This is a genomic window from Paenibacillus sp. GCM10027626, from assembly GCF_042676285.1.
In the GTDB taxonomy this organism is placed as follows: domain Bacteria; phylum Bacillota; class Bacilli; order Paenibacillales; family Paenibacillaceae; genus Paenibacillus_Z.
Genome location: NZ_JBHTHC010000003.1, coordinates 323,726 through 347,271, shown reverse-complemented (window position 1 = coordinate 347,271; position 23,546 = coordinate 323,726). Strand labels below are relative to the sequence as shown.

Below are 23,546 nucleotides of genomic sequence, written 5' to 3'. Positions count from 1 at the left end.
GGGTTAATATTTTGTTTATATTACCTTTTCCAATATGTGAATTTTCGTTTGCATAGAGAGAAACAATTATATGTTTTTGGAGGGTGTACGTAGCATGCAAACAGGTACAGTTAAATGGTTTAACGCTGAGAAAGGCTTCGGCTTCATCGAGGTTGAAGGCGGCAACGACGTATTCGTTCACTTCAGCGCAATTACTGGCGATGGCTTCAAAACGCTTGACGAAGGTCAACGTGTAGAATTCAACGTCGTTCAAGGCAACCGCGGCCCACAAGCGGAAAACGTAGTAAAACTGTAAGTTAAAACTTATAGCATAAGACTGTCCTTAACTGTAACTGGTTAAGGGCAGTCTTTTTACAACCAAGCAAGTGTAGATGGCCGATACTTTTCTGCTCGATCCAGGCAAGAGTGACCGCTCATTCCAGATATGCCGCAAGTGAGGTCTAAGAATGACCAAGCTTGCATACAATTATGGTTGGAGTCATTGTTCTCGCCCAATTTTGACTGAGGGGGTTCGTTCCATGTATTCACGTAAAAAACCGTTAGAAGAAATTCCGGAAGAAGTTACGCCAATCTGGTCCTGCACCAATGACGGCTGCAATGGCTGGATGAGGGACGATTTTGCATTCGAGGCAAAGCCTGTTTGCCCGTTATGCTCGTCGTCCATGGTGAGTGGAACGAAGACACTTCCTGCACTCGTCAACCATACCAGCCGGCAATAGCAGCCCAGGCTGCAGTGATCGGGGGAAAGAGGCAAACCGGGGGAAGCCAGACATGATTTTGAATGAAAAGGTCAAGGCGTCTGAAGTCCAGCTAACGGGACTGAACGGCGAAGATATGGGGATCGTCTCTCGCGCGGAAGCATTGGCGATGGCGAAGCAATACAAGGCGGATCTTGTGGGCACATCGCTCATGAGCAGCCCGCCGCCCTGCAAGCTTGTCGCGCGGGGGCAGGCCAAGCAAGAGTCAAATAAAGCGAAGCATGATGAGCGCAAGCGCTCAGGAGTGCCGATGAAGGTAAAAGAGCTGCGGCTCACCGCAAACATCGAAGATCACGACTACGAGACGAAACGTCGGCAAGCCGGGAAATGGCTTGATTCCGGCAATTCTGTTCAACTTGTCATTAAATTGCAGGGCGCCAAGGAAGGCCAGCGTGCCCGGGAGCTGCTGGAGCAGTTGGCAAAGGATCTGACCGTCCACGGCACAAAAGAGACAGGCATTCAAGTGAGCGGCAAGCAAGCTGCTGTCAAGCTCTGTCCGCATTGAAAAAGCTGCAGAAGGCTGCAAACCGATTATGATCGGACGCAGCTTTTCTTGCAGCTTTTTTCGCTGTTTGAATTACTCCTCGCCGTCCCCTTCCGGATTGTCGGAGCCCGCTTGTCCCTTCACGACATCCTTCAGCTCAGGGATTGCATCCATGAGCCACTCTTTACGGCGAACCGCAGTGCCGCTCAGGGCCGGAGCCTTGCTATATTCCCACTCGATATCAGCATGCTTCGTATAGGCCTGGGTAAGCGACAGCAGCGCGTTGCCCCACTCCTCGATTTGATAGCCGGTGTACGGAATATCCGGATAGTAATGCAGGTAAGCCTCTTTAAGAATGAAGCCGGCCGACATGAGGACGATTTTTGGCAGCGGCTTATCGCCAATCTTTTCCATAATAGCAGGGGCATTGATTTTGGAAGGATCCCCTGCCAATTTGGCGAACGAGAACTCATCAAGTACGCCGTTTTCCTTGCCCAACCATGCTGTGGTCCAGTTCATAATCGGTTCGAAGGCGGCAGGCAGCTTGTCCTCGAGCGGCGTTTCCGGCTTTTCCAGATCAATCGTCCACTCTTTGCCCAGTTTATTCACTTTAATATTGCCGGCGATGCCTGCCCGGCGCAAAGTAATAAGGGCATGCGTCTGCAATTTGGTCGATCTTTTCTCATCGCGGCAATATTTGCGCAGGATCGTTTCCGTTTTTGGCAGCGGGAACATTGCCAGCGCCTGTATCGCCTCAAGTGCCTGCGCATACTCCAGCGTATTGATGGCTTCCTCAATGCGGTCGATAACGCCGTCGCCAGGCTGATCGGCCCATAATTCCAGCGGCGTCTTCCAGGCGGCGATGCGGAGCAGAGGCAGGATCCCCTTTTCCTCCAGCTGTTCGCTGCTTAGCTGCTCGTTAATTTGTTGGCATGCCATATCGACATTCGCCTTCAATTTCGTATAAATCTCATTGCTCTCCTCGCCAGTCATCCCGTTGGATTTTGTCGTCTCCAGCCAGTCGCGCAGAGCGATCGGATTGTTGCGGTATACCGTAGCGGCCGCAGTAGCAAATGGCGGGGCGAATGGCAGCCCCAACTGTGCATAACGCGCCATCAATATTTGCAAATCAGCTTGTCTGTCTAATTGCTGCAGAGATACGAACAGATTCATCCATGCTTCCAGTTGACCCGGGTTTGTTTTGACCGCCCCAAAAAAGTAAAAAGCAGCTGCGCCGAAAGCGCCTTTATTGATCATACCCATCCCGTTTTTTAACAATTCATTTCCACTAGTTGTATTCAAAGGCTATACCTCCAACCGTTTATAATTCCCATTATACTTCATCCGACACGACTAAAGCGATTGTACATCCGATTTTTTTGAAAGCGATTGACAATCCAATTAAGAAAAGCTTAAGAAATGAGCAGCATAGCCGTTAAGAACTTCTTTCTATACTCGTATTCAGGAGGGGATGTCTGATGGCCGATATATTTAGAAAGATACGGCTCAAATTTATGTACGCATTTGCCGCAAGCGCGCTCCTGAGCGGGATGGCCATGTATGTGCTGTATAAGCTTTTCTCTTATGTATATGCGAACAGCCTCCAGCACAAAGGGACTTTTGCCCAGCTGGCCAGCTGGTTTATTAATCATATCGGCAAGCTGCCGCTTGCACTATTGATAGGCGGGACGATGTTTGCCGCGCTTTTTTATTTTCGTTCCAGCAAGATTGAAGCGGATATTGTACAGCTGCTCCTGCAGCAAGCCAATAGAATGCAGACCAGGGGAGCAGGGAGGGAGCCGGAGGGGGAGGAGCCGATTTTCGAGCGGCGCTATATTCCCGCAAGAAAGCGAAAGCGAGTTAGGCTGCTGCATTTGAGCAACAGTCTGCGCGGCGGTTATACTTATATTTCGGAACGGAATGAGCACCAATGAAGGTGAATAGAACAGCTTACTACCGGTTATTTGACCTTGCTGCAGCCGCTGCGCTGGGAGCGCTTGTGCTGATCGTCGCGCTGAATCTGGTTGGCAGGCATATTGTATCAGCTGGAGGAGCCGCGCTGCATACCGGCAGCAACAGCATCATTGTAGATCGCAATGGACAGCTCGCAGCGGTATTGGTCGATCCGCAACATGGCTTTCGCGAGGAGGCAAAGCTGTCGGAAATGCCGAAGCTGCTGCTCGATGCATTTGTTGCAACGGAGGATAGGCGCTTTTATGCGCATGGCGGGCTGGACTGGATCGGCATTGCCCGTTCATTGCGCAACAATTTGCTTGGCGGAGGCCTATATGAAGGCGGCAGCACCATTACACAGCAATTGGCACGGACGCTGTATTTATCGAATGAAAAAAGCCTGAACCGCAAAATGACGGAAATTGCTATCGCTACCGCGCTAGAGAAGCAGCTGTCCAAGGAGCAGGTGCTCGTTCATTATTTGAACCATATTTATTTTGGAAGACAGCAGGTAGGAATTAAGGCGGCGGCAAGCCGCTATTTTGGCATTGATGATCTTCATCAGCTGCAGCTCTGGCAAATTGCGACTTTGGCGGGCATCCCGAAGGCGCCCAACCGCTTTAATCCGGTGGACGATTATGCAAAAAGCAAGGAGCGGCGCAAGGTTGTGCTTGCCCTTATGCAAGAGCAGGGCTTGATTACAGAGCAGCAGCGGCTTGAGGCGGAGGCGGCCAACTATGTACCGCCTAAAGAAGTCAAGCGGACACAGGGCGGCGATCGCTTCGCAGCCTATACCGCATATGTGCTTTCGGAAGCGATGGAGCGCACGGGCCTTTCTCAGGATGAGCTAATGACAGGGGGATATACAATTGAAACCGGGCTGAACCCGGACCTGCAGCAGCATGCGGAAGCGGTATTTGCTGACAACCACAACTTCCCGGCAGCGGATAAAAAAGGAGCGGTGCAGGGTGGGGCGGCTGTCATTGAGCATCGTTCCGGCGAAATTACCGCGCTTGTCGGCGGCCGCCATTACAAAGCCGGGCAGTTTAACCGCGCTTTTCAAATAACAAGGCAGCCTGGTTCCGCCTTTAAACCGCTTATCGTCTACGGGCCGGCGCTCGAATCGGGCAAGTATCGCCCGGGCACCTTCCTGCAGGATAAGCTTGCTGCCTATAACGGCTATCAGCCGCAAAACGGCAGCGGCGTTTATCGCGGTTCGGTCACGATGTCTGAAGCGGTGCGGCAATCGATTAACGCTCCGGCAGTCTGGCTGCTGGATCAGATCGGTTTGCCGACGGCGATGAAGTTTGCCGGGGGACTTGGCATTTCGTTTGCAGACGAGGACCGCAATCTTTCTTTGGCGCTTGGCGGGATGTATAAGGGAGTCTCGCCCCTGGCTATGGCGCAGGCATACAGTGCATTCGCAGCAGGCGGCAAGCTGCACGAGGCGCATGCGATCCGCAGTATTAAAGACGCTGGCGGACGAACGATTTACAAGTATGCAGCCCAGGGGAAGCAGGTTATGACGAAGGCGACATCCGCGGCCATGACAGCGATGCTGCGCGATGTGGTCGAACGCGGGACAGGGAAGCAGGCGAAGATTAACGGGCGCGCGGTTGCCGGCAAGACGGGGACGACGCAAGCGGCCATCAAGGGTGTGCCGAAAAAAGCAAATCGCGATTTATGGTTCGCCGGCTACACAGCGGATCAGACCGCCGCAGTCTGGCTTGGCCTGGATCAGACGGACCGCGATCATTATTTGACGGCATCGAGCGGCTCGGCGGCGCGGGTTTTTGCTGCGCTCCTGCAATAGTTCATGCAAACACAGTATAAAACAATGCTAACAAATGCTATGCTATAGTTACAGTGAATTTACGCTCCAGTCATTTCATATCACTTTTTTTATATAGAAAGGAAGTCAGTTGCATGAGCCGGGAAGCTATTTTGCTCGTTGACGACGAGCCGGAAATTATTCAATTAATGACCATTTACTTGCAAAATGAAGGTTACACGCTGCATACTGCCAATAATGGAGAAGAGGCGCTGGCCTGCTTGAATAAAGAGTCGGTTGATCTGATTGTGATGGATATAATGATGCCCAAAATGGATGGCATTGAGGCTTGTATGAAAATTCGCGAAAAGAAGCAAATGCCGATTATATTTTTGTCCGCTAAAGGGCAGGAAGTAGATAAAATAATGGGCCTCAGCATCGGCGCGGATGATTATGTAACGAAGCCGTTCAGCCCGCTTGAGCTGATTGCCCGGATTAAATCGCAGCTTCGCAGATACCGCAAATATGTAGCCCCGGTGGATAATGATGAGGAAATTGTCGAAATCGACGATCTGGTCATTAATGTATCGACCCATGAGGTGACAGTCAGCGAGCAGCCGGTGAAGCTGACCCCCAGGGAATTTGCCATATTGCTGCTGCTTGCGCGCAACCGAGGCATAGTCATGAGCATGGAGCAAATATACGAAAAAATATGGAAAGACGATTTTATGGAATCGAACAATACAGTAATGGTCCATATCCGTAAAATACGTGAAAAAATAGAGATTGATCCGCGCAATCCCCGCTTTATCAAAACGGTGTGGGGGGTTGGCTACAAGATTGACAAATGACAGATAGGACGTGGCCTATATTTTGAAAAGACGACTTGCACGCACTTTCTTATGGAAAGTTTTGCTGGCATTCCTGGCCAGCTTGGCGGCATTGGCATTCGTGCTGTTGGCAGGGTATTATACGGCCTCGCTGCTGATTTCCATGAATCCGTCCTCCTCCTTTTTTTTAACGAAGATGCTGCGTTGGGTGATAACCAATATTGGTTCGATCCCGGTGATGAGCATTACCGGCGTGTTTCTATTTTTGCTGTTCTTTTTTCTGTTATCCCGAAATATTATGAATTACTTCGAGGAAATTACGTATGGATTGCGCGAAATTGCCGACGGCAAGCTTACGTACCGGATTCCGGTTAAATCGTCGGACGAGCTTGGCGTTGTCGCGGACAATATTAACCGCATGGCTACGCGGCTGAAGCAATCATTGGACGAAGAACGGCTGGCTGTCAAAGCCAAAAACGATCTCATTACGGGTGTATCCCACGATTTGCGAACACCGCTCACCTCAATCATCGGCTTTCTTGAGTATATGGAAAATGACCGTTGCCGCGATGAAGTGGAGTACCGGCATTACACCAATATTGTGTACAACAAGTCATTAAGCCTCAAAAAGCTGATTGATGATCTATTCGAGTATACGCGGGTAACGTCAGGGGAGCTGCCGCTCACGCTCGAACGCATGGATGTCGTAGACTTTATTCGCCAATTGGCCGATGAATTCGTCCCGTCGTTGGAGCAGGCAGATATGGCCTATACGATTGTTTCGGCTAGAGACCATTACTATATGAATGCCGATCCCGATGAGCTGGTGCGCGCCTTTGAAAATTTGTTCACGAATGCAATCCGCTATGCCAAGGAAGGAAAAAAACTGGACATCGAGATTACATCGGAGGGCGAGGAGATCATTATTATTTTCCGCAATTACGGACCGATGATTCCGCCTGACGACATCCCGTTATTGTTCGAGCGCTTCCACCGGGTCGATAAATCGCGTTCGAAGGAGACGGGCGGCAGCGGCCTGGGGCTGGCGATAATGAAGACGATTGTTGAGATGCACAAAGGTACAATTATCGTGACAAGCAATAAGCGCCAGACAGAATTTATTACTCGGTTTCCTATGGCTGGAAGCGAGGAAAAAGCTTCAGCAGAGGCTTCTGCGGAAGCTTGATATTCCGCTTAAGAGAAGTATTTGACAACTCGGCGCTTAAGCAAACCCTGTTACATTAGCAGTATCCAATTAGAACGGGGGCGTACAGTATGCAAATCGTATTTTTTGTTGGGAGTGCGTTGTTTCTTTGTCTGGTGCTCTATTTCATTAGCAAGAAAACGATAAGCGGACGGTATGCCATTCTATGGGCGACAATTTTTACGGCAATCTTTGCTGTATCGGCAGTTCCAATTTTCGTTGTGAGCCATATAGGCTGAAAGAAAGCGGAGTATCCCCGTTGCAAGGGAGGCTCCGTTTTTTTGATTGTGAAATGAACCTTTTGCTGTAATCGGGCCAAATATAGATATATCGCCGAATAAAGTCACTGCCATTGTATTGTCCTATTTAAAGCTTTTTGAGTGAGGAGTGCAGTTGTATTTTGAAGAAAAAGAGGAGACAGCGGTTCATCATTCAGTGGTTAGTCCTATTAAGTATCATTGTTGGCTGCTTGGGGAGCGGAAAGACTGCAGGCGCTCAGGCGGCAGCCGCAGCTGCGCTGGATGAACAAATGATTGATGAAACAGTCGAAAAGAGTATGCAGCAGTACAATATTCCAGGGCTGGCGCTGGGCATCATCAAGGGCGACCGGATCGTGTATTTGAAGGGATATGGAGTTGCTGACAAGAGCGGCCGGAAGGTGACGCCGCAGACGCCCTTTATTATCGGATCATTAAGCAAATCATTTACGGCGCTGGCCATGATGCAATTAGTCGAACAGGGTAAGATTCAGTTAGATGATCCGGTTCAGCATTATTTGCCCTGGTTTTCTGAGGCGGCAATTACAGTGCGCCAGCTGCTGCACCAGACGAGCGGATTTTCTACAGCGGAGGGGAGAAGTTTTCTTCAGCCCGGCTGGGAATCGCTTGATGAGATGCTGGAGAAGCATCACTGGCGAACCGTTAGCGATCCTGGAACAGCCTTCCATTATTCGAATGCCAACTATTTATTGCTGGGACGAATCGTTGAAGTCGTATCCAAGCAGAGCTACGAGCAGTACGTGCAGGAAAATATTTTGCTGCCGCTGCAGATGAACAACAGCTTTACAGACCATGCGCAGGCGGTTGGCGCAGGGCTCGCTGCAGGCTATCAGCCGGTATTTGGCAAGCTGCGGGAGACGCATCCGGCCTATCTGCACACCAATCTGTCTGCCGGCTATTTGATGGCCTCAGCGGAAGATATGGCGCATTATGCGATTGCTCAAACCAATGAGGGGAAGTATCAGGAGCGTGAGCTGTTGTCTGCCCAAGGCATGCGGACGATGCATACAGGCATTGATGTTACCTCTTATGGCATGGGCTGGTTTACAGGGCAATCGACGATTTCGCATACCGGGGATACGGAAAATTTTCATGCAGACCTGTATCTCTCGACCGCATCGGGATGGGGCGTTATCCTTTTAATGAATACCAACGACGCCTTGGGGACAACGCTGCTGGGCAATCACTATGGCGATTTGGCTTTTGAGCTGTATTATTATTTAAATGAAGGCATTATGATCGATCCTGGGCAGTTGGACGACCCTCTGGCGCCGGTAATGCTCAAAGTGATGTATGGGGTGCTCATCGCGGTTTGCTTGTGGATTTGCTGGTCGCTGTACCGATTGTACAGAATGATGGCAAGAGGAAGCACAGGCACAGGCCGCAAGCAGATGCTCCGCGACCTTCTTTTTATTATTATTCATATCGGCGCCGGCACTGCCATTCTGCTGCGTGTTCCCTATGCGGCCCAAGCGCCTTGGAAAGTTGTGATGAGCTTTATGCCTGGTGAAGGTCATCTTCTTTTGGCCGTTGCGATTGCGCTGCTAGTTTTAGGTGCAGGCAGGGTGATTGCAGCTGGTCTAAGTATGGTTCGCCATTTGGGAGAGAACGGCAGCAGCAGAAGTTGATATCACCTCTTCTTTTCGTGTAAACATCGGGCGGAAATTGATAAACCAAGCCTGGGCGATCATTTGGTATACTGGATAGGAACGTTTAATTATTGTGGAGGGATACGGGATGCGGAAAATCAAAGTAGCCGTAATTGGCTGTGGCATGATTGCTCAAACACAGCATATCCAGCATTATCATGATAATGACAAGGCGGAAATTAAATATCTGGTCGATCCGATGCTGAAGCGTGCAGAGGAGATGGCGGAGAAATTCGGCGTGCCGCATGCGGTGGCTGACTACAGGACGGTTCTGGAGGATGAGGAAGTCGAGGCTGTATCGATCTGTACGCCGAATGACACGCATGCTCCGATCGCGATTGCTTGCTTGAATGCCGGCAAGCATGTCATTTGTGAAAAGCCTGCGGCGCTGAACATCGAGCAAGTGCGTGAAATGAAGGCGGCTGCCGACCGCAACAACCGGATTTTAAATATCGGCCTGGTAAACCGCTACAATACGGCTGTTAACCACATTAAACGGATGATCGCAGACGGCGAGCTTGGGCGCGTGTACCATGTGTACTGCTCGTTCAGGGCGCATCGCTCGATTCCCGGGCTTGGCGGGCCGTTCACGACGAAAGCCAAGGCAGGCGGCGGCGTGCTGATTGACTGGGGCGTCCATTTTCTTGACCTGATCTTCTACAGCCTTGGTCAGACGGAGCTGAAGACCGTCTCCGGAGCGATTCACGGCGAGCTGGCCAAAGATATGAAAAACTATACCTATGTCGATATGTGGGCGGGACCGCCGAGATATGAAGGAACTTATGATGTCGAGGATTTCGTTACTGGAATGCTGCGTACATCAGGACCTACAATTAGTCTCAACGGCGCCTGGGCGCAAAATATCGGTGAGAAAGCGATGTTTATCGAGTTTCTCGGCGATAAAGCCGGAATTAAGCTGGAGTACGGCGGCGGCTTCAAAATTTATTCCTCTAAGGCAGGCTCCCTGCTGGAAACGACGCCATCGTTCAGCAGCTCGAATATGTTCTACGATGAGATCGACGACTTTTTGGAATCGGCTGCAAGCAATGTGAAAAAGCGCGTAAACATCGATGACGTGATCATTACTTCCGAAGCGATAGATGCGATTTACCGCTCGGCAGCTGAAGGCAAGGAAATTCAATTGTAAACACACAAAGGCTAGCCTGACTGTCACTGGCAAGAACGTGATGACAAGGGCTAGCCCTTTATTTACTGTCCGCCCGAAGCCCTCTAGGGGGCAATCGCTGGCTGGCATCAACAAAGAATATATTGGATGCGTTGCTATTTAAGAAGCGTTACGGGATGACCCCGAAAGAATAAGTCTTGCATTTGAAGTAAGATGGAACTTTTCAACAGAGGATTCGTCTCTTATAGTGAAGATGGGATGGAAGGGAAGAGAAGCGATGATTGACATTAAATCGATGAAGCTGGAGGATGCCAGCAAAATATGGGAGATCGACCGTTCAGAAATCATTGAATATATTTATACTTGCGCGGATGGTCAGCTTAACGAGTTCAAGGCCGGACATGAATGCCCGAACTGGGAAGAAGGGCAGTATAGCGAAATTATTGCGCGATATGAAGAGGAGCTGCGCAGCGGCGGCATGGCTGTAGGGGCATTCGCTGGAGAGACGCTTGTTGGCTTCGGTGTGCTTGCCCATCAGTTCAGAGGGGAAAACAACGATCAATTACAAGTTGATCTGATGTATGTGACAAGAGAATACCGGCGGCAAGGAATCGGCCGGAGAATCATTACAGCTCTAAGTGAAGAAGCAGTCGTGAGAGGAGCGAAGTATTTATATATTTCATCGACAGAGACGGAATCGGCTGTCAAATTCTATTCCAGCTTTGGGGCGGAATTGACACCTGAAGTAGATGAAGAGCTGTTTGCGAAAGAACCGGAAGATATTCATATGATTAAGAAATTGTAAAAACCAGCCAGAGCGGCCCAGCGGCGTTTTGGTCCCGATTTTTTGGCCAAAAACAGAGCGATTGCCGATTTGACAGGTCGGGATTCGAAAGCTATACTGTACTCAACTAAAGCTTCCCCCTTCTTCTATTTTTGGAGTGAGGCGGGTGGCTTTTCCTGTTTTTATGCCATCATTATTAAAATAGAGACGGAGTGAAAGAGAGATGCCGAATATCGTTATTGTAACGGGAAGCCCGACCGAAGGCTCGCGCTTGAATGGTATTGTTGAATTTGCAAGCAAAGCGATCGCCGGGGCCGGCTGGGACGTGACCGAGCTGCGAGTGACGGATCTGCCTGCGGAGGATGTCATGTTTGCCCGTTGGGACAGCCCTGCTATTATAGAAGCAAACCGGATCATTGCCGAGGCTGACGCTGTCGTTATTGCCAGTCCGGTTTATAAAGCTTCATATACAGGCGTGCTGAAGGCGTTTTTGGATTTGCTGCCGCAAAAGGGCCTGGAAGGCAAAGCGGTGCTGCCGCTCTTCATCGGCGGCACAATTGCGCATTTGCTGGCGATTGATTATGCGATGAAGCCGGTGCTGTCCGCGCTCTACGCAAAACATATTTCAACAGGGGTATTCGCTGTAGATTCGCAAATAGCCCGCACAGATAATGGCGGGTTCATTTTGAGCGAAGAGCTGACCGATCGGCTGGCGGGGGTGATTGAGACGTTTTTGCAGACTGCATCGTTATTCATTCAGCAAAAAAACGCCTGAAGGCGTCCTTGGTACTATCGCCAAGTTTTTTTCTTCTAACACCGGAGTTCAGGGGGCAAAAGCTCTGAAGGAGGGTGCCTGCAAAGCGATTTCATCTAACGGAAGCCACGGACCTTATTTCGCCAATTACCTTCCTTTTTGAAATCTGACGGAAGTGAGCGATCTTAATTCGACGTTTTCTTATGAAATCGGGCTCATCATCATCAAATAGGGGCTCACAGTTCCGTTACAATTTCAAATCGGTCGAATTTTCGCAAATAGCGGCTGTGGCATCCGTTAGATTAGGCGACACCAGCCAAAATTTTATAAATTCTTCTGTGGTAAAAAAATGCGTTTCCCTTTGCCTGGTATCGTGGTAAACTTGACTTTATAGAGTTTACAAGTTTCACCAAATAAATTCTATAAAATTTCAGGGGAAGAAGCTTGCCTCGCGCCAAGGATGGCTCAGCCGTTTCTTCTTAACTGGAAAATAATTGCTGAGTTGAGGGAAGGGGCAAAAAAAGGATGCTTTTACAAACCAATGATATCGTTTTGTTCCAAGGAGACAGCATTACAGACTGTGGGAGAAATCGTGAAAATGGCGATAATCTGGGAAGCGGCTACGCTTTTTTTGCCGCCTCTTGGTTTTCATATATGTACCCGGACAAGCAAGTGAAGTTTTATAACCGCGGCATTAGCGGCAATCGGGTAACCGATCTGCAGCAGCGCTGGCAGGAGGACTGCATCGATCTTAAGCCGACATGGGTATCGATTTATATCGGCATTAACGACACATGGCGCCGCTATGACAGCAACAATCCGATGAGCGTAGAGCAATATGAAGCGGGCTACCGCGATATTATTGAGCGCACGAAGGAAAAGCTGGATGCGCGCATCATTATGATAGAACCGTTCGTCCTGCCGCATCCGGCAGATCGCAAGCAGTGGCGCGAGGACCTCGATCCGAAAATCAATGTCGTGCGTGAGCTGGCGCGCGAGTATGGCGCGATGCTCATTCCTCTGGACGGCCTGTTTGCGCAAGCTTCGACTCGTGCCGCTTCCGAATATTGGGCGGGAGATGGCGTTCATCCTTCTCCGGCCGGCCATATGCTTATTGCGGATGCCTGGCTGAAGGCAGTGCAAGCGAAATAATTGAACAGTGTGGCTGCGCAGGGCATGATGTCCTGTGCAGCCTTTTTTATTGTGAGAAAAGCCTCTTTACAATTGCTCTTTTAGGCGGTACGATACGGATAATGAATTAGAATGACAACGCTGAGTTTCCGCAAGGGAAACGGGGGAACCGATAAGTGAGAAGCAGTTAGTAATGCAGGCTGCTTCACATGGGGGTGAATCCTGGCCAGAGATGGATGCGCTAGTGCAACAGCTCAGGATCAGGTAGGGCGACTCTCGCGTCCGAATCCGTCAGCTAACCTCGTAAGCGTACTGGGAGAGGTTGAGTGAAGAATGGAAAATGATGAATCGTTGCTGATATCGGCACCGAATACATCAGGGGAAAAGTTTATTAAGCAGCTAAAAAGACAAGGTGTTTCGTTTTCTGTCATTGTGAACAATCGTTCAGAGTATGAACGAATGGAAGAAATTGGCGTAGCGAGCATTGTAATGGTGAATACGAATGAAGAGAAGACCTGGCTGGTGCCGGATATGCGGATCGATAGTGTGTACCTGTTTGAAAAAAGCTTGACGCTATGCTGCCGTTATTTGCAAATTTGCCGGGGATGGACGAACAAGCCGATTTATATCGTGACGGACAGCATTCAGCCGCGCCATGTCTATAAAGGGCTAGGCGCCAATGACGTTATTCGTTCCCATGGCCGGGATCTGTCCTGTCTGCTAGCCGATGTGAAAGCGAGAGAGGCACATTAGCAGCAAAAAAATCCGTCTCACAGTAGCAGCCGCTACTCGGGAGACGGATTTTTCATTATGGACTTATTCGGCAGGCAGCTTCTTGCGCAGCTGTTCGAGCTGCTCATCAATCAGCGCCGATTTTGCCGGATCGGCTGTTGCCGCAGTTCCAGCTTGTGCGCCGTAGCCGCTGCCGTATGGCGGCGTGAACGGAGCTTGGCCGGCCAGCTCGAGATGCGCTTCCCACTGCATAATTTTTTCTTCAATGCGCTGGAAGCCGCGGGCTGCTGATCCGCCGTCGAGATTGGCGCCCATGCTGAAGCTTGGCATTGTCTGCCGCGATTGTACCGCCGCCTGCTTGACGCGGGCGGTTAATTCAGTGCGTTTCTTCTGCAATGCTTCCAGCTCTACCTTCGCTTCTTCAAGGCGATGAGCAAGCTCTGCCGAACGGCTCACCGCGGCGGAATGCCATTCCTGGTAGCTGACCGACTTTTCAGCGTAGTGAAGCTTTGTGCTCAGTGCTTCGCGGGCTTCGGCTTCACGATTGTTAGCCAATGCCTCGAGCGCTTTTTCCTCATACATATTGGCAAGCCGCGTGCTTTCTTCCAGTTGTGTCTTCAGACCGCGTGCAGTTGCTTCCTGCTTCACCTTTTCATTTTGCAATTGCTCAATTTCATCCTGCATATTGCGAACATACTGATTCATCATCATTACAGGATCTTCTAGCTTCTCCAATAACTCGTGGGCAGCAGCCTTCGTCAAATTAACCATTCGTGCAAAAACGCTCATGATATCATCTCCTAAGTAAAGTTTGTTGAATTAGTAATGGTAAGGGCCTTCGTGGTGCATATCATAGAAGGTAGGCTCTTTTGGCACAATTAGGGCAGCCAGGAAGTAGATGATGACGACGCTGCCTACGCTGAAAAATGCGGCGATAACCAGGGCGAGCCGGATTAATGTAGCGTCAATTCCGAAATATTTTGCGAGACCGCCGCAAAGCCCTGATAATTTGTGGTCTGTACGTGAACGGTAAAGTTTGTTCATGTCGATCGCTCCTTTTAAAAATATCTATCTATTATAATAAATTGTTTATGAAGTTATGCTGTGCTGCTTATGTCTTTATTGTAGCGGAGCAAGCGATCTGGCAAAACGGCCTTGCGACGGTTTTCGGCGCTAGCCTTGAGGCGGGGATGCAGTACGACCTCCGCCGTAAAAAAATGAAAAAGCCATCTCGAAAGCAGCGTTTGGCTGCCGAGATGGCTTTCTTATATTGCTAAGGGAAGAAACTTGCCTCGCACTAAGGACGGCTCAGCCGTTTCTTCTTGCTTAATCGTTTTTCTTTTTGGCGATCGAGAACATGATCGTTTTATTGTCGCTATCGACCAAAATGTTGACGGTGTCGTTGCCAACCGTCGTTTTCTTTGAGCTGACAGGCGTGCCTGCAGCAACTTCTGTGCAGACCGCTTCAAACCATTTGCGGAAAGCAAGGGCGTCCGGGCCGAACAAATCGTTCGTAAAGGATTGAATGACTTCCTGATTGCGGGCAAGCGTACCTTCGCGCAAACGGATCGTTATCCCATAAGTGTTGTAATGCGGGTCAAGCCAAATGGAGGCTTCTTCCGTGGCGCTTCCATTGCCCTTCTGCGCAGCTTGTACGCGCTCCAGCTCATCTTGATCCTTGAACAGACGAAGCGTGGTCTCAAACAGATCGTGGTTGGAGCCGCGCAGCTTTCCGGCTTTGGCCAAGGAATCGTAAGCGTCCCACATCCGTTTGTCGGGGAAGCTGATAATCTTTTGTCCGCCGCCCGGAATAGCGACTGCGCGCTGCAGCTGGTCTTCCTTCGGTTGGATGGAGATCCGCTGCGATTTGTCCGTCAGACGGTTAAGAATAACAAGTGCCTCCGAGCGGGTTACATAATCGCCGACTCCGAAATAACCGTTCGGATAGCCCTGCATAATTCCTTTTACTAATGCCTCGGCGATAAATTTCTGTTCGCGGTCGCTAGCGCTCATCAGATCCCCGTAGGAAGCGGCGAGCGTGCTGCTGAACTGAGAATCCTCCAAAATTTCCGTTTCCAGCAAAGTATAGTAGAGCACTTCAGCAACATTTTCACGCGTCATATCTGTTTGGAAATCGCTATACCGGTTTTTGCTCAGGAAATGCAAATCATTGGCTACATCGATGTAAGGCTTGGCCCAGTAACCGGTCGTGCTGGATTTAAAGTCAAAATAACGGTAATCCTGCTTTAAAATCGTCTGATTTTCTACACTTAGTGAATTGATAAACTGGACATTCCAGCTGCGTTCTCCGTTTTGATGCAGCTCGGTATAGGAGAGAATAAGCATTTTAATAAATTCATCAACCTTGACGGGCGCACTAGGGCGAAAGGTCCCATCGGGATATCCGTTCAAAATACCACGTTCAACCATCCGGTTAATATCTTTCTCGGCCCAATGTCCTTTCTTTACATCTGAAAAGGTTTTCACCGCAGCCGTTTGAGCCGCCGCATCAGAGGCCTTTGTCCCGATGGCTGTACTGATACTGGTAAACAGTATTGTGACAATTGCGGAGTAGTACATCAGTCGCTTCATAACTTCCCCCTATATATTGATTAATGACACACCACTGTCTAGATAACCATATTTTTGTCGGCTTGTGAACGGACGGAACGACTATTGTCAAAAGAGGTTGGAAGTCTTGTCTGATTTGAGTCTTAGGACACGTGCTTTGGAGGATAAAAAAGGAAAAGGTATCTATAAGGAATCGATCGATTTGCCTATTTTGCGGAAAGCGTTAATATTATGAAAAAAAGGGCATAAACCGCTCAAAAAAGTAAGAATTAAAATTTGAGTCTTATGACATATTGAATTTTTGGGATGTTGATAAAATGAGCAGCGGCTAAAGCGGAAAAATTATCAGAATATTGACTAAATTGCGACAATTTGAATATAATAGAGGTAATTCTCGCATTTCGCTGGCATTGGCGGCAGCCAGAGCCGGAGTGCTTGGAGGAGGTTGATCGATGGGAGAACTTCAAGATCGCGAGTTAATTTTTGTATTTACTGGGCCTGACGGTTCCGGTCGGAAGACAGTGGCGGATAGTGTCGGTACAACCTTCGGCATACCTAAGGTAGTCTCGTATGCTACCCGTAAACCTCGTTCAGGAGAAATTGACGGTCAAGATTATCATTTTATTTCTGCGGAGCAGTATGCGGAAATGGAAGGACGTGATGAATTTATCGAAAGTGTCGCGCTGCACAACTGCCGGTACGGCTTGCGCAGGGATGATATTGAGCACAGCTTTCAGCAGGATGGCTGTATTTACTTAATTGTTAATCCGGAAGGAGCGGAAATATTAAAGCAGCTGTACGGACATCATGTTATTCGGATCTTTATTTATGCTGACCGGGCAACGGTAGCTGAAAGGGAAGAGAGACAGGGGCTCAGCCAGGAACTTATTCAAGATCATCTAAGTCATTATGCAGCTGCGATGGCCTATCAGTCAGCGTGTGAGCATGCTTTTGAGAATTATGATCTGGCACACACTGTGTTTGACATTACCAATACGTTGGAAGCTTATTTGCAGCGTAACTTAGTGGAGAGAGATTAATGATGAGATGTCGGATGGAATGAAGGCCCGCCCTTTACAAAGGTGCGGGCTTTTTCGATTTTATAGAATTTATAAGTTTCACTCGGCAAATTCTATAAAATTTCAGGGGAAGAAACTTGCCTCGCGCCAAGGACAGCGTCAGCCGTTTCTTCGTAACTTCTTTTCATCAGATTGATCCGCAGGCTGATTATGTGTAATCTTGAAGGAAAGGTAACTTGAGGCTAGGAGGCTTCCCGCGATGGATATTTATAACTTTTCTGTGCGAACGATTCAGGGTGAAGAGAAGAGGATGGAGGATTACCGCGGCAAGGTGCTGTTGATCGTCAATACAGCCACGCAATGCGGCTTTGCCCCACAGCTGCGAGAGCTGCAGCAGCTGCACGACCGATATAGCGAGCGGGGGCTGGCAGTGTTGGGGTTTCCTTGCAATCAATTTCGCCATCAGGAGCCAGGCAGCAATCAAGATGTGGAGCAGGCTTGCACGCTTAATTTTGGGGTCAGCTTTCCGTTATTTGCAAAAATTGATGTGAATGGGCCGGCGGCAGATCCATTGTTTACATATTTGAAGCGAGAAACGACAGGGTTGTTCGGCTCCACGATCAAGTGGAATTTCACGAAATTTCTCATTGACCGAAACGGCCGGCCAGTGAAGCGATATTCGCCAACAACGAGGCCTGTGAAGTTCGAGTCTGCCATTAAAAAATTGTTGGAGCAGCGTTAGGACCGCAGCTCTAGCTACGTCATAAGGGCGCATCCGTCAATAATTGGAGGCGCTCTTATTGATGTTGAAGGCAATGCGAAACTCTGTGCCTTCGCTGCCAGAATCGACATTGATCGTAGCATGGTGGCGTTCTGCGATGCTGAGGCATACGGCTAGACCGAGACCGGTGCCTTGCGCCTTTGTCGTGAAGAAGGGCGTAAAAATATTGCCGAGAATCCTGCTGTCGATTCCAGGTCCTTGATCGCGAACGACCAAAATGATCTGATCGTCCTCCTGACAGGTTTGAATTGAAAGCAGATTGCCTTCTTTGCCGCTCATTGCCTCAATTGCATTGCGCGACAAATTGAGCAGCAATTGACGGATTTCCTTTTCATTGAGCTGCATCGGCGGGATCGTGCCCAGCTGCACCTCCAGATTAACTCCGTTTTCAAGGGCATCGGCTTCCAGCAGCGGGCATAAATAGCCAATAATATCATTTAAATTATGGTTCCGGTTATCGACGGACTTATTGCTGGCGAGCGACAGATATTCGGTAATAATCGAATTGGCCCGCTCAAGCTCGTTAATCATCAAGCTATAGCGGCTTTGATATTCCGTCAATTCTTCTTTGCGCAGAAACAATTGCAAAAAGCCTTTTACCGTAGTTAAAGGGTTGCGCACTTCATGAGCGATGCTGGCCGCCATCGAACCAAGCAGATGGTACTTGTCCAGCAAAGCGATCTGTTCGCTGGCCTCTTTGGCTTCCGTAATATCGTTCATAATAAAGAGCATGCACGGCTCAGTATCGAACGTCACAAGCTCCCCGGAAAGCAGGCCGGTACCAAGCTTGCCGCTTGGCATGCAAAAGCGGATCTCCTGATTCTGCACCGAGCCGGAAAGCGCGGCTATATTTTTGATATCGCAAAAATGCTGCGGGTCTGGCCATAAATTGAGATCATCGAGTGGAATGCGGTAAGCATCGCGCTGTTCTGCCGGCAGCAAGGCTAAAAAATGGCAGTTAGCCTCGACGATGCAATGATCCTTTAGTGTAATAATGAAGTTGATCGTAGGTGCGTTATGAAAAGCTACTGAAAACCGCTGATTGGATGCAAACAGCCTTTCTTCAAACGTCTGGTGCTGATTGTATTCCAAGCGGACAGCAGGCTTTAGGCGGAACTGATAAGAGCGTTGGTCGTATGCAGACGCAGTTGTCCATTCATGCCGGGCAGCAGCTGCGCTTACTTGAGGCGTTTCTTTCTGGTTTGTTTGAACGGTTCCGACAAGATAGGCCCTCATATGATGCTTGGTCGCGCGCCATTGTACTGCGAATTCTTGATTGTCTAAGGAACAATAACGGAGGGTGAAGGCCGACTTGGCATCATACCGGATGAAATTGTTCCACTGACCGGAAAATTGCGGCCAATCATCGGGATGGAGGTGAGCGATTATTGAATCATGCGTAACTACCCCTAAGCAATTCTGAAATCGGTTAAAGGCAGAGTTGCTTCTAAGCACACGGTGCTTGAGATCGGCAATAACCATTAATTCAGAGGTATGCTCGAAAAATTGCTGGAAAGGGTTGTTTTCCTGATCGGTGAGTAAGATATCCATCCACTGACATCTCCCTGTACGTTCTATGCGGTAAATTATAGCATATAAATCCGATAAAAATTACACATCATAATCAGTTTACTAGCAAATAAATTGAAATATTTTTTTGTATATCTATGGAGCGATATTTCGTGATATGATGTTGCCAGTTTGTATTATTCAATGTGCAGCAGACAGGGGTATGTAGACAAATGAGCAAACAATGGCTCAATTACGCGGGGCTTATTTTAGCGGCAGCAATTTGGGGCTCCAATTTTGGCGTCTCACGATTAGCAATGGAAACGTTCGATCCCATATTGTTTACTTTTCTTCGGTTCAGTCTCGCGATCCCGTTTTTCCTAGTATTGCTCAAGCTTAAAGAGGGAACGATCGGTATTTCGTTTAAAGCGGCCATCCAACTGGCTGCGATCGGTTTAATCGGCATTACCGCTTTAGAGATTATTGTAATGTATTCCATCAAATACACAACATTGGCTAATGCATCGCTATTAAATGTAGCGCCATGGCCCATTTTTGCAGCCTTGTTCACGCCGCTCTTTATGCGGGAGGCTATTTCCTCAAGACTTATCGCCGGCGGAGCGGCGGCAATTGCCGGTGTAAGTCTCGTTATTGCAGGAGGCAGTGAAGGCTTTGACTTATCGTCCGACCATATGCTGGGCAATTTGCTGGCCTTTGGCGTAAGCATTCTCGGCGCCTTGTTTAATGCGGCAAGCATGCCATTGATGAAGCAATATTCCGCCCTGCGGGTAAGTACATGGACAATTATGTTCGGAGCATTGTTTATGTTCCCGTTAACGCTCGGAACTTGGGGCAAAGTTTCGTGGGGGACATTAAGTGCGGGGAGCTATGCAGCGGTTGCTTTTAATGTGCTGGTATGTACTGTAATTGCCTTCGTGTTATGGAATGCATCAATGTTTCAGGTGGGCGCTGCAAGAGCGAACTTCTTTCGCTATGTCGTGCCGGCTGCAGCTGTCGCTGCCGGCTACTTGCTGTTTGATGAGCGTGTGACAGCGTGGCAAATGATTGGCGCTTGCTGTATGGCCGCTGGCTTAATATGGATTAGTATGGAGAGTTCATCCAAGCCTCGTAAATTTGAAATGTAAAGGGTGGAGACGATAAGGCGGATGAGCCATCTCGTCTCCATTTGCTGCTATTTGTGGTCAGCCAGCCACTGCGTTAAAGCGTTGATTTGGTCTGCGTCCAGCGACTGCTTGAAGGCAGGCATGCCGCTGCCGCCGTCTGTAATTTTCACCCCAATTTGCTCAGCTGTAAGACGACTGCCGACCTTTTGCAAATTCGGCCCGACTCCCCCGGAAAGATCGGCAGCATGGCATCCGATACAATTTTGTTTATAGATAGCTTCAGCATTTATTTGTGCTCCGGTATTACCGGCAGCTGGCGGTTGTTGGGTGGTGTCTGTTTTCTTGCCGGCGCAAGCCGCAAGGGCTAATAAAGCGATGACTGCCGCCACAAGCAAGAGCATTTTAATCCGCATTTGTGATCACCTCCAGTTTTTGTGTAGTATCCCCTTGCCGCTGCGCAGTCATGCATGTATCATTCATGGGAAGCCACACTATGTGAAAAGGAGGGAGAATCGTGTATTCTTATTTATTTCCGATCAAATGGGCATTCATCACGTTTCCGATCGCTGCATTGATCATCTGGCTGCCATTTTTAATCTTCCATTATCGGAAATATGGCTATGTAAATCTTTTTCGCTCATTGGTGCTTTATTCGCTGCTGCTTTATGTGATGACGGCATATTATCTTGTTATTTTGCCATTGCCGGAGACAACGGATACGTGCAGCCGCCTTTCTGCCGATGTTCGTTTTATGCAGTTGGTTCCGTTCCAATTCGTGACGGACTTTTTGAAGGAAACGAGCTTGCAGTGGAACAATCCAAGCACCTATATGGGCGTCATTACGGAAAGAGGGTTTTTGCAGGCGGCATTTAACTTCCTGCTGTTTATACCGTTTGGGGTTTATCTGCGTTATTACTTTCGGCGTTCATGGAAGGTGACACTGCTACTGTCGTTCTGCGGCTCGCTGTTCTTTGAATTAACGCAGCTGTCGGGGCTATATGGCATCTATAACTGCCCTTACCGGGTTTTTGATGTGGATGATTTATTGCTCAATACTTCCGGCGGAATGGCAGGCTACATCATTACGCCTTATATAACGCGAATGCTGCCTAATGCGGCGCAATTGGACAAGCATATCGATCTGGCTGCCAAGCGGGTCAGCTATATTCGCCGCGGTTTGGCATGGGCCATCGATTGGTTCCTGTTGAGTATCGCCGCAGTAGTGCTGCGTCTTGATACGTCTGTCGCTTTTCTTGGATTAGTGCTGCTGTATTTTATTCTCTTCCCATATGTAACGAGAAGCGGCCAGACGATTGGGAAAAAGGTGGTGCGCATTCGAGTTGCGGGCGAGCAGGGAAGAGCAACCTTCAAAGAGCTTGCTATCCGTTATTCGCTTCTTTATTTGGGGTTGTTTTTACCCCTCATGATCGCTCAAGAGCTGCTGGACCGGATTCCGCTTGTGGGCGCGATGATGCTGATGTGTGCGGGGCTCCTAATGCTTGCATTTGCCATCCATGTTGTAATTCAAGTGCTGCGCAGAAAGCGGCTTTTTTATGAAAAAGTTAGCGGTACGAGCAACGTCATCGCTTTTGAAGATCTTGTACCGGCAAGCGATGAGCGCATAGAGGAGCAGATGCCGAAGGCAGATGAGCCCGAGGAGGAGCGCTAATATTGGACGACCCCCGTTTCATAATGAAACGGGGGTCTTTTGTGTGAAATACAAGCCGATACAGATTTAGTTACAGACTGTACGTAGCTCGTATTTTTATCGTGAAGAAGCCGGATGCTTCTTCTTGACGCAAATCTGCATCTTTATAAATAGCGTAACCGCTTATGTCTTCCTGGTTCATTACCTAACTGTAATGAAAATAATGCACGAAAACAACGAAAGCCCTAACCTCTCAATCGTCCTTACGGCTCCTTGGCCGTGCCAGCATGAATCCGTGTTCCTTCAGCAGCCGAATAAAATAAAGGAAAATTCTGTGGTTGGATGGGAGGGTGTATCCTTACCAAATTCAGAGGAAAATAAGGGGTTACACAACTAACAATTATATATTATAGCTCTTACCCCATTTGTTGTCAAACAGATGACATTCGTCATCTCGATGAGATGTTATTTATGTGTACCCGGAGGTACAGCGAATCACTATGATTGAAGTAGATCATAATTGTTAGATAAAAGGAGTGGCCAAGGTGGCGGAAGTCATTAAGTTAACCAATGTAAGCAAGGTGTTCAATAAAAATAAAGCGGTTGATCAGTTATCGTTTTCGATAGAAAAGGGCAGTGTTGTGGCGCTGCTCGGATCGAATGGCGCCGGGAAATCTACGACCATATCGATGATTCTCGGTCTGCTGCAGCCAACGGCGGGAGAAGTAAAGCTGCTGGGCGGCCATCCTGGCGATCTGCGTGTGCGTGACCGCATCGGGGCGATGCTGCAAGAGGTGAGCGTAATCGACAGTCTGAAGGTCGGCGAGATTCTGCAGCTGTTTCGCAGCTATTATGAAAATCCGCTCCCGCTCGATTATTTGTTGCAGGCGGCAAATTTGACAGAGGAAAAAAACAAAATAGCGACTTCCCTCTCCGGCGGACAGCAGCGGAGGCTGGGCTTTGCGATTGCGCTTGCGGGTGATCCGGAGATTTTATTTCTAGATGAGCCTACTGTTGGGATGGATGTCACAAGCCGTCATCTGTTTTGGACTGCAGTAAGGGACATGGCAGCCAAAGGCCGGACGATTATTTTAACGACGCATTACTTGGAAGAAGCGGATAGCGTTGCGGATCGGATTATCGTAATTGACCGGGGCCGGCTAATTGCAGACGGTACGCCAAACGAGATTAAGGCCAAGGCGACCGGACGGCAAATCTCCTTTACGCCCCACGGCGATAAGGATGCTTTGGAAAAGCAGCTGCAGGGAATGACTGGAATATCCCGGATCGAATGGAACGGCCAGCGCATTAAGCTGTTTAGTTCCGATACAGACCGTTTAATCTGCGAGCTTATTCAGCAGCGTATCCAAATGAAAGAGATTGAAATTGCCGCGGGCGGCCTGGAAGAAGCGTTCCAAACGCTCATTCAGCAATAATTTT

24 protein-coding genes and 1 riboswitch are annotated in these 23,546 nt (G+C 49.0%); of the genes, 18 read left to right on the top strand and 6 right to left on the bottom strand.

Annotated elements, in window-relative coordinates:
* The first annotated feature begins 94 nt into the window (after positions 1 to 94).
* From ACFQ0N_RS08645 to infC, 3 genes are all read left to right on the top strand, one after another.
* A complete protein-coding gene (locus ACFQ0N_RS08645) occupies positions 95 to 295 on the top strand; it encodes a cold-shock protein (protein WP_204820473.1) in 201 nt (66 codons plus the stop codon).
* 223 nt (positions 296 to 518) lie between these two features.
* Positions 519 to 719, top strand: coding sequence for a cold-shock protein (locus ACFQ0N_RS08640; protein ID WP_379324891.1), 201 nt, complete (start codon positions 519 to 521; stop codon positions 717 to 719).
* A gap of 52 nt (positions 720 to 771) precedes the next feature.
* Positions 772 to 1,263: a translation initiation factor IF-3 gene (gene infC, locus ACFQ0N_RS08635; RefSeq protein ID WP_379324889.1), complete on the top strand. Its 492-nt coding sequence runs from the start codon at positions 772 to 774 to the stop codon at positions 1,261 to 1,263.
* A 72-nt stretch (positions 1,264 to 1,335) separates the two neighbouring features.
* Here the strand turns inward: infC and ACFQ0N_RS08630 are convergent, their stop codons facing one another.
* A complete protein-coding gene (locus tag ACFQ0N_RS08630) occupies positions 1,336 to 2,544 on the bottom strand; it encodes a hypothetical protein (protein ID WP_379324887.1) in 1,209 nt (402 codons plus the stop codon).
* A 176-nt stretch (positions 2,545 to 2,720) separates the two neighbouring features.
* On the opposite strand from ACFQ0N_RS08630, the gene ACFQ0N_RS08625 reads away from it, so the two are divergent.
* The 10 genes from ACFQ0N_RS08625 (at position 2,721) to ACFQ0N_RS08580 (ending at position 13,475) form a co-directional block, all read left to right on the top strand.
* Positions 2,721 to 3,176 carry a hypothetical protein gene (locus tag ACFQ0N_RS08625; protein ID WP_379324885.1) on the top strand — a complete coding sequence of 152 codons (456 nt, stop codon included), beginning with the start codon at positions 2,721 to 2,723 and terminating at the stop codon, positions 3,174 to 3,176.
* Complete coding sequence (locus ACFQ0N_RS08620; protein ID WP_379324883.1) at positions 3,173 to 5,008, top strand: transglycosylase domain-containing protein; 1,836 nt, start codon at positions 3,173 to 3,175, stop codon at positions 5,006 to 5,008. The genes ACFQ0N_RS08625 and ACFQ0N_RS08620 overlap by 4 nt, the downstream gene beginning before the upstream one ends.
* 113 nt (positions 5,009 to 5,121) lie before the next feature.
* A complete protein-coding gene (locus tag ACFQ0N_RS08615) occupies positions 5,122 to 5,817 on the top strand; it encodes a response regulator transcription factor (protein WP_379324881.1) in 696 nt (231 codons plus the stop codon).
* Positions 5,818 to 5,839: 22 nt separating this feature from the next.
* Positions 5,840 to 6,982, top strand: coding sequence for a sensor histidine kinase (locus ACFQ0N_RS08610; RefSeq protein WP_379324879.1), 1,143 nt, complete (start codon positions 5,840 to 5,842; stop codon positions 6,980 to 6,982).
* 418 nt (positions 6,983 to 7,400) lie between these two features.
* Positions 7,401 to 8,906, top strand: a complete 1,506-nt coding sequence (locus ACFQ0N_RS08605) for a serine hydrolase domain-containing protein (RefSeq protein ID WP_379324877.1) — start codon at positions 7,401 to 7,403, stop codon at positions 8,904 to 8,906.
* A 109-nt stretch (positions 8,907 to 9,015) separates the two neighbouring features.
* On the top strand, positions 9,016 to 10,074 hold the full coding sequence (locus tag ACFQ0N_RS08600; RefSeq protein WP_379324875.1) for a Gfo/Idh/MocA family protein: 1,059 nt from the start codon (positions 9,016 to 9,018) through the stop codon (positions 10,072 to 10,074).
* A gap of 256 nt (positions 10,075 to 10,330) precedes the next feature.
* On the top strand, positions 10,331 to 10,858 hold the full coding sequence (locus tag ACFQ0N_RS08595; RefSeq protein WP_379324873.1) for a GNAT family N-acetyltransferase: 528 nt from the start codon (positions 10,331 to 10,333) through the stop codon (positions 10,856 to 10,858).
* Between the two features lie 202 nt (positions 10,859 to 11,060).
* Entirely contained in the window at positions 11,061 to 11,612 is a 552-nt protein-coding gene (gene ssuE / locus ACFQ0N_RS08590; RefSeq protein WP_379324871.1) for an NADPH-dependent FMN reductase, read from the top strand.
* Between the two features lie 504 nt (positions 11,613 to 12,116).
* A complete protein-coding gene (locus ACFQ0N_RS08585; RefSeq protein ID WP_379324869.1) occupies positions 12,117 to 12,743 on the top strand; it encodes an SGNH/GDSL hydrolase family protein in 627 nt (208 codons plus the stop codon).
* Positions 12,744 to 12,851: 108 nt separating this feature from the next.
* Positions 12,852 to 13,048, top strand: a riboswitch (cyclic di-AMP (ydaO/yuaA leader).
* A gap of 7 nt (positions 13,049 to 13,055) precedes the next feature.
* Complete coding sequence (locus tag ACFQ0N_RS08580; protein ID WP_379324867.1) at positions 13,056 to 13,475, top strand: hypothetical protein; 420 nt, start codon at positions 13,056 to 13,058, stop codon at positions 13,473 to 13,475.
* A 63-nt stretch (positions 13,476 to 13,538) separates the two neighbouring features.
* On the opposite strand, the gene ACFQ0N_RS08575 is transcribed toward ACFQ0N_RS08580, so the two are convergent.
* The 3 genes from ACFQ0N_RS08575 to ACFQ0N_RS08565 form a co-directional block, all read right to left on the bottom strand.
* The gene (locus ACFQ0N_RS08575) at positions 13,539 to 14,243 is read right to left on the bottom strand and encodes a PspA/IM30 family protein (protein ID WP_379324865.1); all 705 of its coding nucleotides are present in this window, start codon (positions 14,241 to 14,243) and stop codon (positions 13,539 to 13,541) included.
* Between the two features lie 30 nt (positions 14,244 to 14,273).
* Positions 14,274 to 14,498 carry a PspC domain-containing protein gene (locus tag ACFQ0N_RS08570; RefSeq protein ID WP_379324863.1) on the bottom strand — a complete coding sequence of 75 codons (225 nt, stop codon included), beginning with the start codon at positions 14,496 to 14,498 and terminating at the stop codon, positions 14,274 to 14,276.
* Positions 14,499 to 14,780: 282 nt separating this feature from the next.
* The gene (locus ACFQ0N_RS08565) at positions 14,781 to 16,046 is read right to left on the bottom strand and encodes an S-layer homology domain-containing protein (RefSeq protein ID WP_379324861.1); all 1,266 of its coding nucleotides are present in this window, start codon (positions 16,044 to 16,046) and stop codon (positions 14,781 to 14,783) included.
* Positions 16,047 to 16,477: 431 nt separating this feature from the next.
* Between ACFQ0N_RS08565 and ACFQ0N_RS08560 the strand changes: the two genes are divergently transcribed.
* Positions 16,478 to 17,065, top strand: a complete 588-nt coding sequence (locus ACFQ0N_RS08560; RefSeq protein WP_379324859.1) for a guanylate kinase — start codon at positions 16,478 to 16,480, stop codon at positions 17,063 to 17,065.
* A gap of 238 nt (positions 17,066 to 17,303) precedes the next feature.
* Positions 17,304 to 17,786: a glutathione peroxidase gene (locus ACFQ0N_RS08555; RefSeq protein WP_379324857.1), complete on the top strand. Its 483-nt coding sequence runs from the start codon at positions 17,304 to 17,306 to the stop codon at positions 17,784 to 17,786.
* 36 nt (positions 17,787 to 17,822) lie between these two features.
* On the opposite strand, the gene ACFQ0N_RS08550 is transcribed toward ACFQ0N_RS08555, so the two are convergent.
* Positions 17,823 to 19,376, bottom strand: a complete 1,554-nt coding sequence (locus ACFQ0N_RS08550) for an ATP-binding protein (RefSeq protein ID WP_379324855.1) — start codon at positions 19,374 to 19,376, stop codon at positions 17,823 to 17,825.
* 191 nt (positions 19,377 to 19,567) lie between these two features.
* On the opposite strand from ACFQ0N_RS08550, the gene ACFQ0N_RS08545 reads away from it, so the two are divergent.
* The gene (locus ACFQ0N_RS08545; protein WP_379324853.1) at positions 19,568 to 20,479 is read left to right on the top strand and encodes a DMT family transporter; all 912 of its coding nucleotides are present in this window, start codon (positions 19,568 to 19,570) and stop codon (positions 20,477 to 20,479) included.
* A 47-nt stretch (positions 20,480 to 20,526) separates the two neighbouring features.
* On the opposite strand, the gene ACFQ0N_RS08540 is transcribed toward ACFQ0N_RS08545, so the two are convergent.
* Positions 20,527 to 20,871, bottom strand: a complete 345-nt coding sequence (locus tag ACFQ0N_RS08540; protein WP_379324851.1) for a c-type cytochrome — start codon at positions 20,869 to 20,871, stop codon at positions 20,527 to 20,529.
* Positions 20,872 to 20,972: 101 nt separating this feature from the next.
* Between ACFQ0N_RS08540 and ACFQ0N_RS08535 the strand changes: the two genes are divergently transcribed.
* On the top strand, positions 20,973 to 22,127 hold the full coding sequence (locus ACFQ0N_RS08535; protein ID WP_483874984.1) for a VanZ family protein: 1,155 nt from the start codon (positions 20,973 to 20,975) through the stop codon (positions 22,125 to 22,127).
* A gap of 524 nt (positions 22,128 to 22,651) precedes the next feature.
* On the top strand, positions 22,652 to 23,542 hold the full coding sequence (locus ACFQ0N_RS08530) for an ABC transporter ATP-binding protein (RefSeq protein ID WP_379324849.1): 891 nt from the start codon (positions 22,652 to 22,654) through the stop codon (positions 23,540 to 23,542).
* Positions 23,543 to 23,546 lie beyond the last annotated feature (4 nt).

Coding starts and splice junctions, on each gene's coding strand:
- ACFQ0N_RS08645 (WP_204820473.1), top strand. CDS start 95: ATGCAAACAGGTACAGTTAAATGGTTTAACGCTGAGAAAGGCTTCGGC.
- ACFQ0N_RS08640 (WP_379324891.1), top strand. CDS start 519: ATGTATTCACGTAAAAAACCGTTAGAAGAAATTCCGGAAGAAGTTACG.
- infC (WP_379324889.1), top strand. CDS start 772: ATGATTTTGAATGAAAAGGTCAAGGCGTCTGAAGTCCAGCTAACGGGA.
- ACFQ0N_RS08625 (WP_379324885.1), top strand. CDS start 2,721: ATGGCCGATATATTTAGAAAGATACGGCTCAAATTTATGTACGCATTT.
- ACFQ0N_RS08620 (WP_379324883.1), top strand. CDS start 3,173: ATGAAGGTGAATAGAACAGCTTACTACCGGTTATTTGACCTTGCTGCA.
- ACFQ0N_RS08615 (WP_379324881.1), top strand. CDS start 5,122: ATGAGCCGGGAAGCTATTTTGCTCGTTGACGACGAGCCGGAAATTATT.
- ACFQ0N_RS08600 (WP_379324875.1), top strand. CDS start 9,016: ATGCGGAAAATCAAAGTAGCCGTAATTGGCTGTGGCATGATTGCTCAA.
- ACFQ0N_RS08595 (WP_379324873.1), top strand. CDS start 10,331: ATGATTGACATTAAATCGATGAAGCTGGAGGATGCCAGCAAAATATGG.
- ssuE (WP_379324871.1), top strand. CDS start 11,061: ATGCCGAATATCGTTATTGTAACGGGAAGCCCGACCGAAGGCTCGCGC.
- ACFQ0N_RS08585 (WP_379324869.1), top strand. CDS start 12,117: ATGCTTTTACAAACCAATGATATCGTTTTGTTCCAAGGAGACAGCATT.
- ACFQ0N_RS08580 (WP_379324867.1), top strand. CDS start 13,056: ATGGAAAATGATGAATCGTTGCTGATATCGGCACCGAATACATCAGGG.
- ACFQ0N_RS08575 (WP_379324865.1), bottom strand. CDS start 14,243: ATGAGCGTTTTTGCACGAATGGTTAATTTGACGAAGGCTGCTGCCCAC.
- ACFQ0N_RS08570 (WP_379324863.1), bottom strand. CDS start 14,498: ATGAACAAACTTTACCGTTCACGTACAGACCACAAATTATCAGGGCTT.
- ACFQ0N_RS08565 (WP_379324861.1), bottom strand. CDS start 16,046: ATGAAGCGACTGATGTACTACTCCGCAATTGTCACAATACTGTTTACC.
- ACFQ0N_RS08560 (WP_379324859.1), top strand. CDS start 16,478: ATGGGAGAACTTCAAGATCGCGAGTTAATTTTTGTATTTACTGGGCCT.
- ACFQ0N_RS08555 (WP_379324857.1), top strand. CDS start 17,304: ATGGATATTTATAACTTTTCTGTGCGAACGATTCAGGGTGAAGAGAAG.
- ACFQ0N_RS08550 (WP_379324855.1), bottom strand. CDS start 19,376: ATGGATATCTTACTCACCGATCAGGAAAACAACCCTTTCCAGCAATTT.
- ACFQ0N_RS08545 (WP_379324853.1), top strand. CDS start 19,568: ATGAGCAAACAATGGCTCAATTACGCGGGGCTTATTTTAGCGGCAGCA.
- ACFQ0N_RS08540 (WP_379324851.1), bottom strand. CDS start 20,871: ATGCGGATTAAAATGCTCTTGCTTGTGGCGGCAGTCATCGCTTTATTA.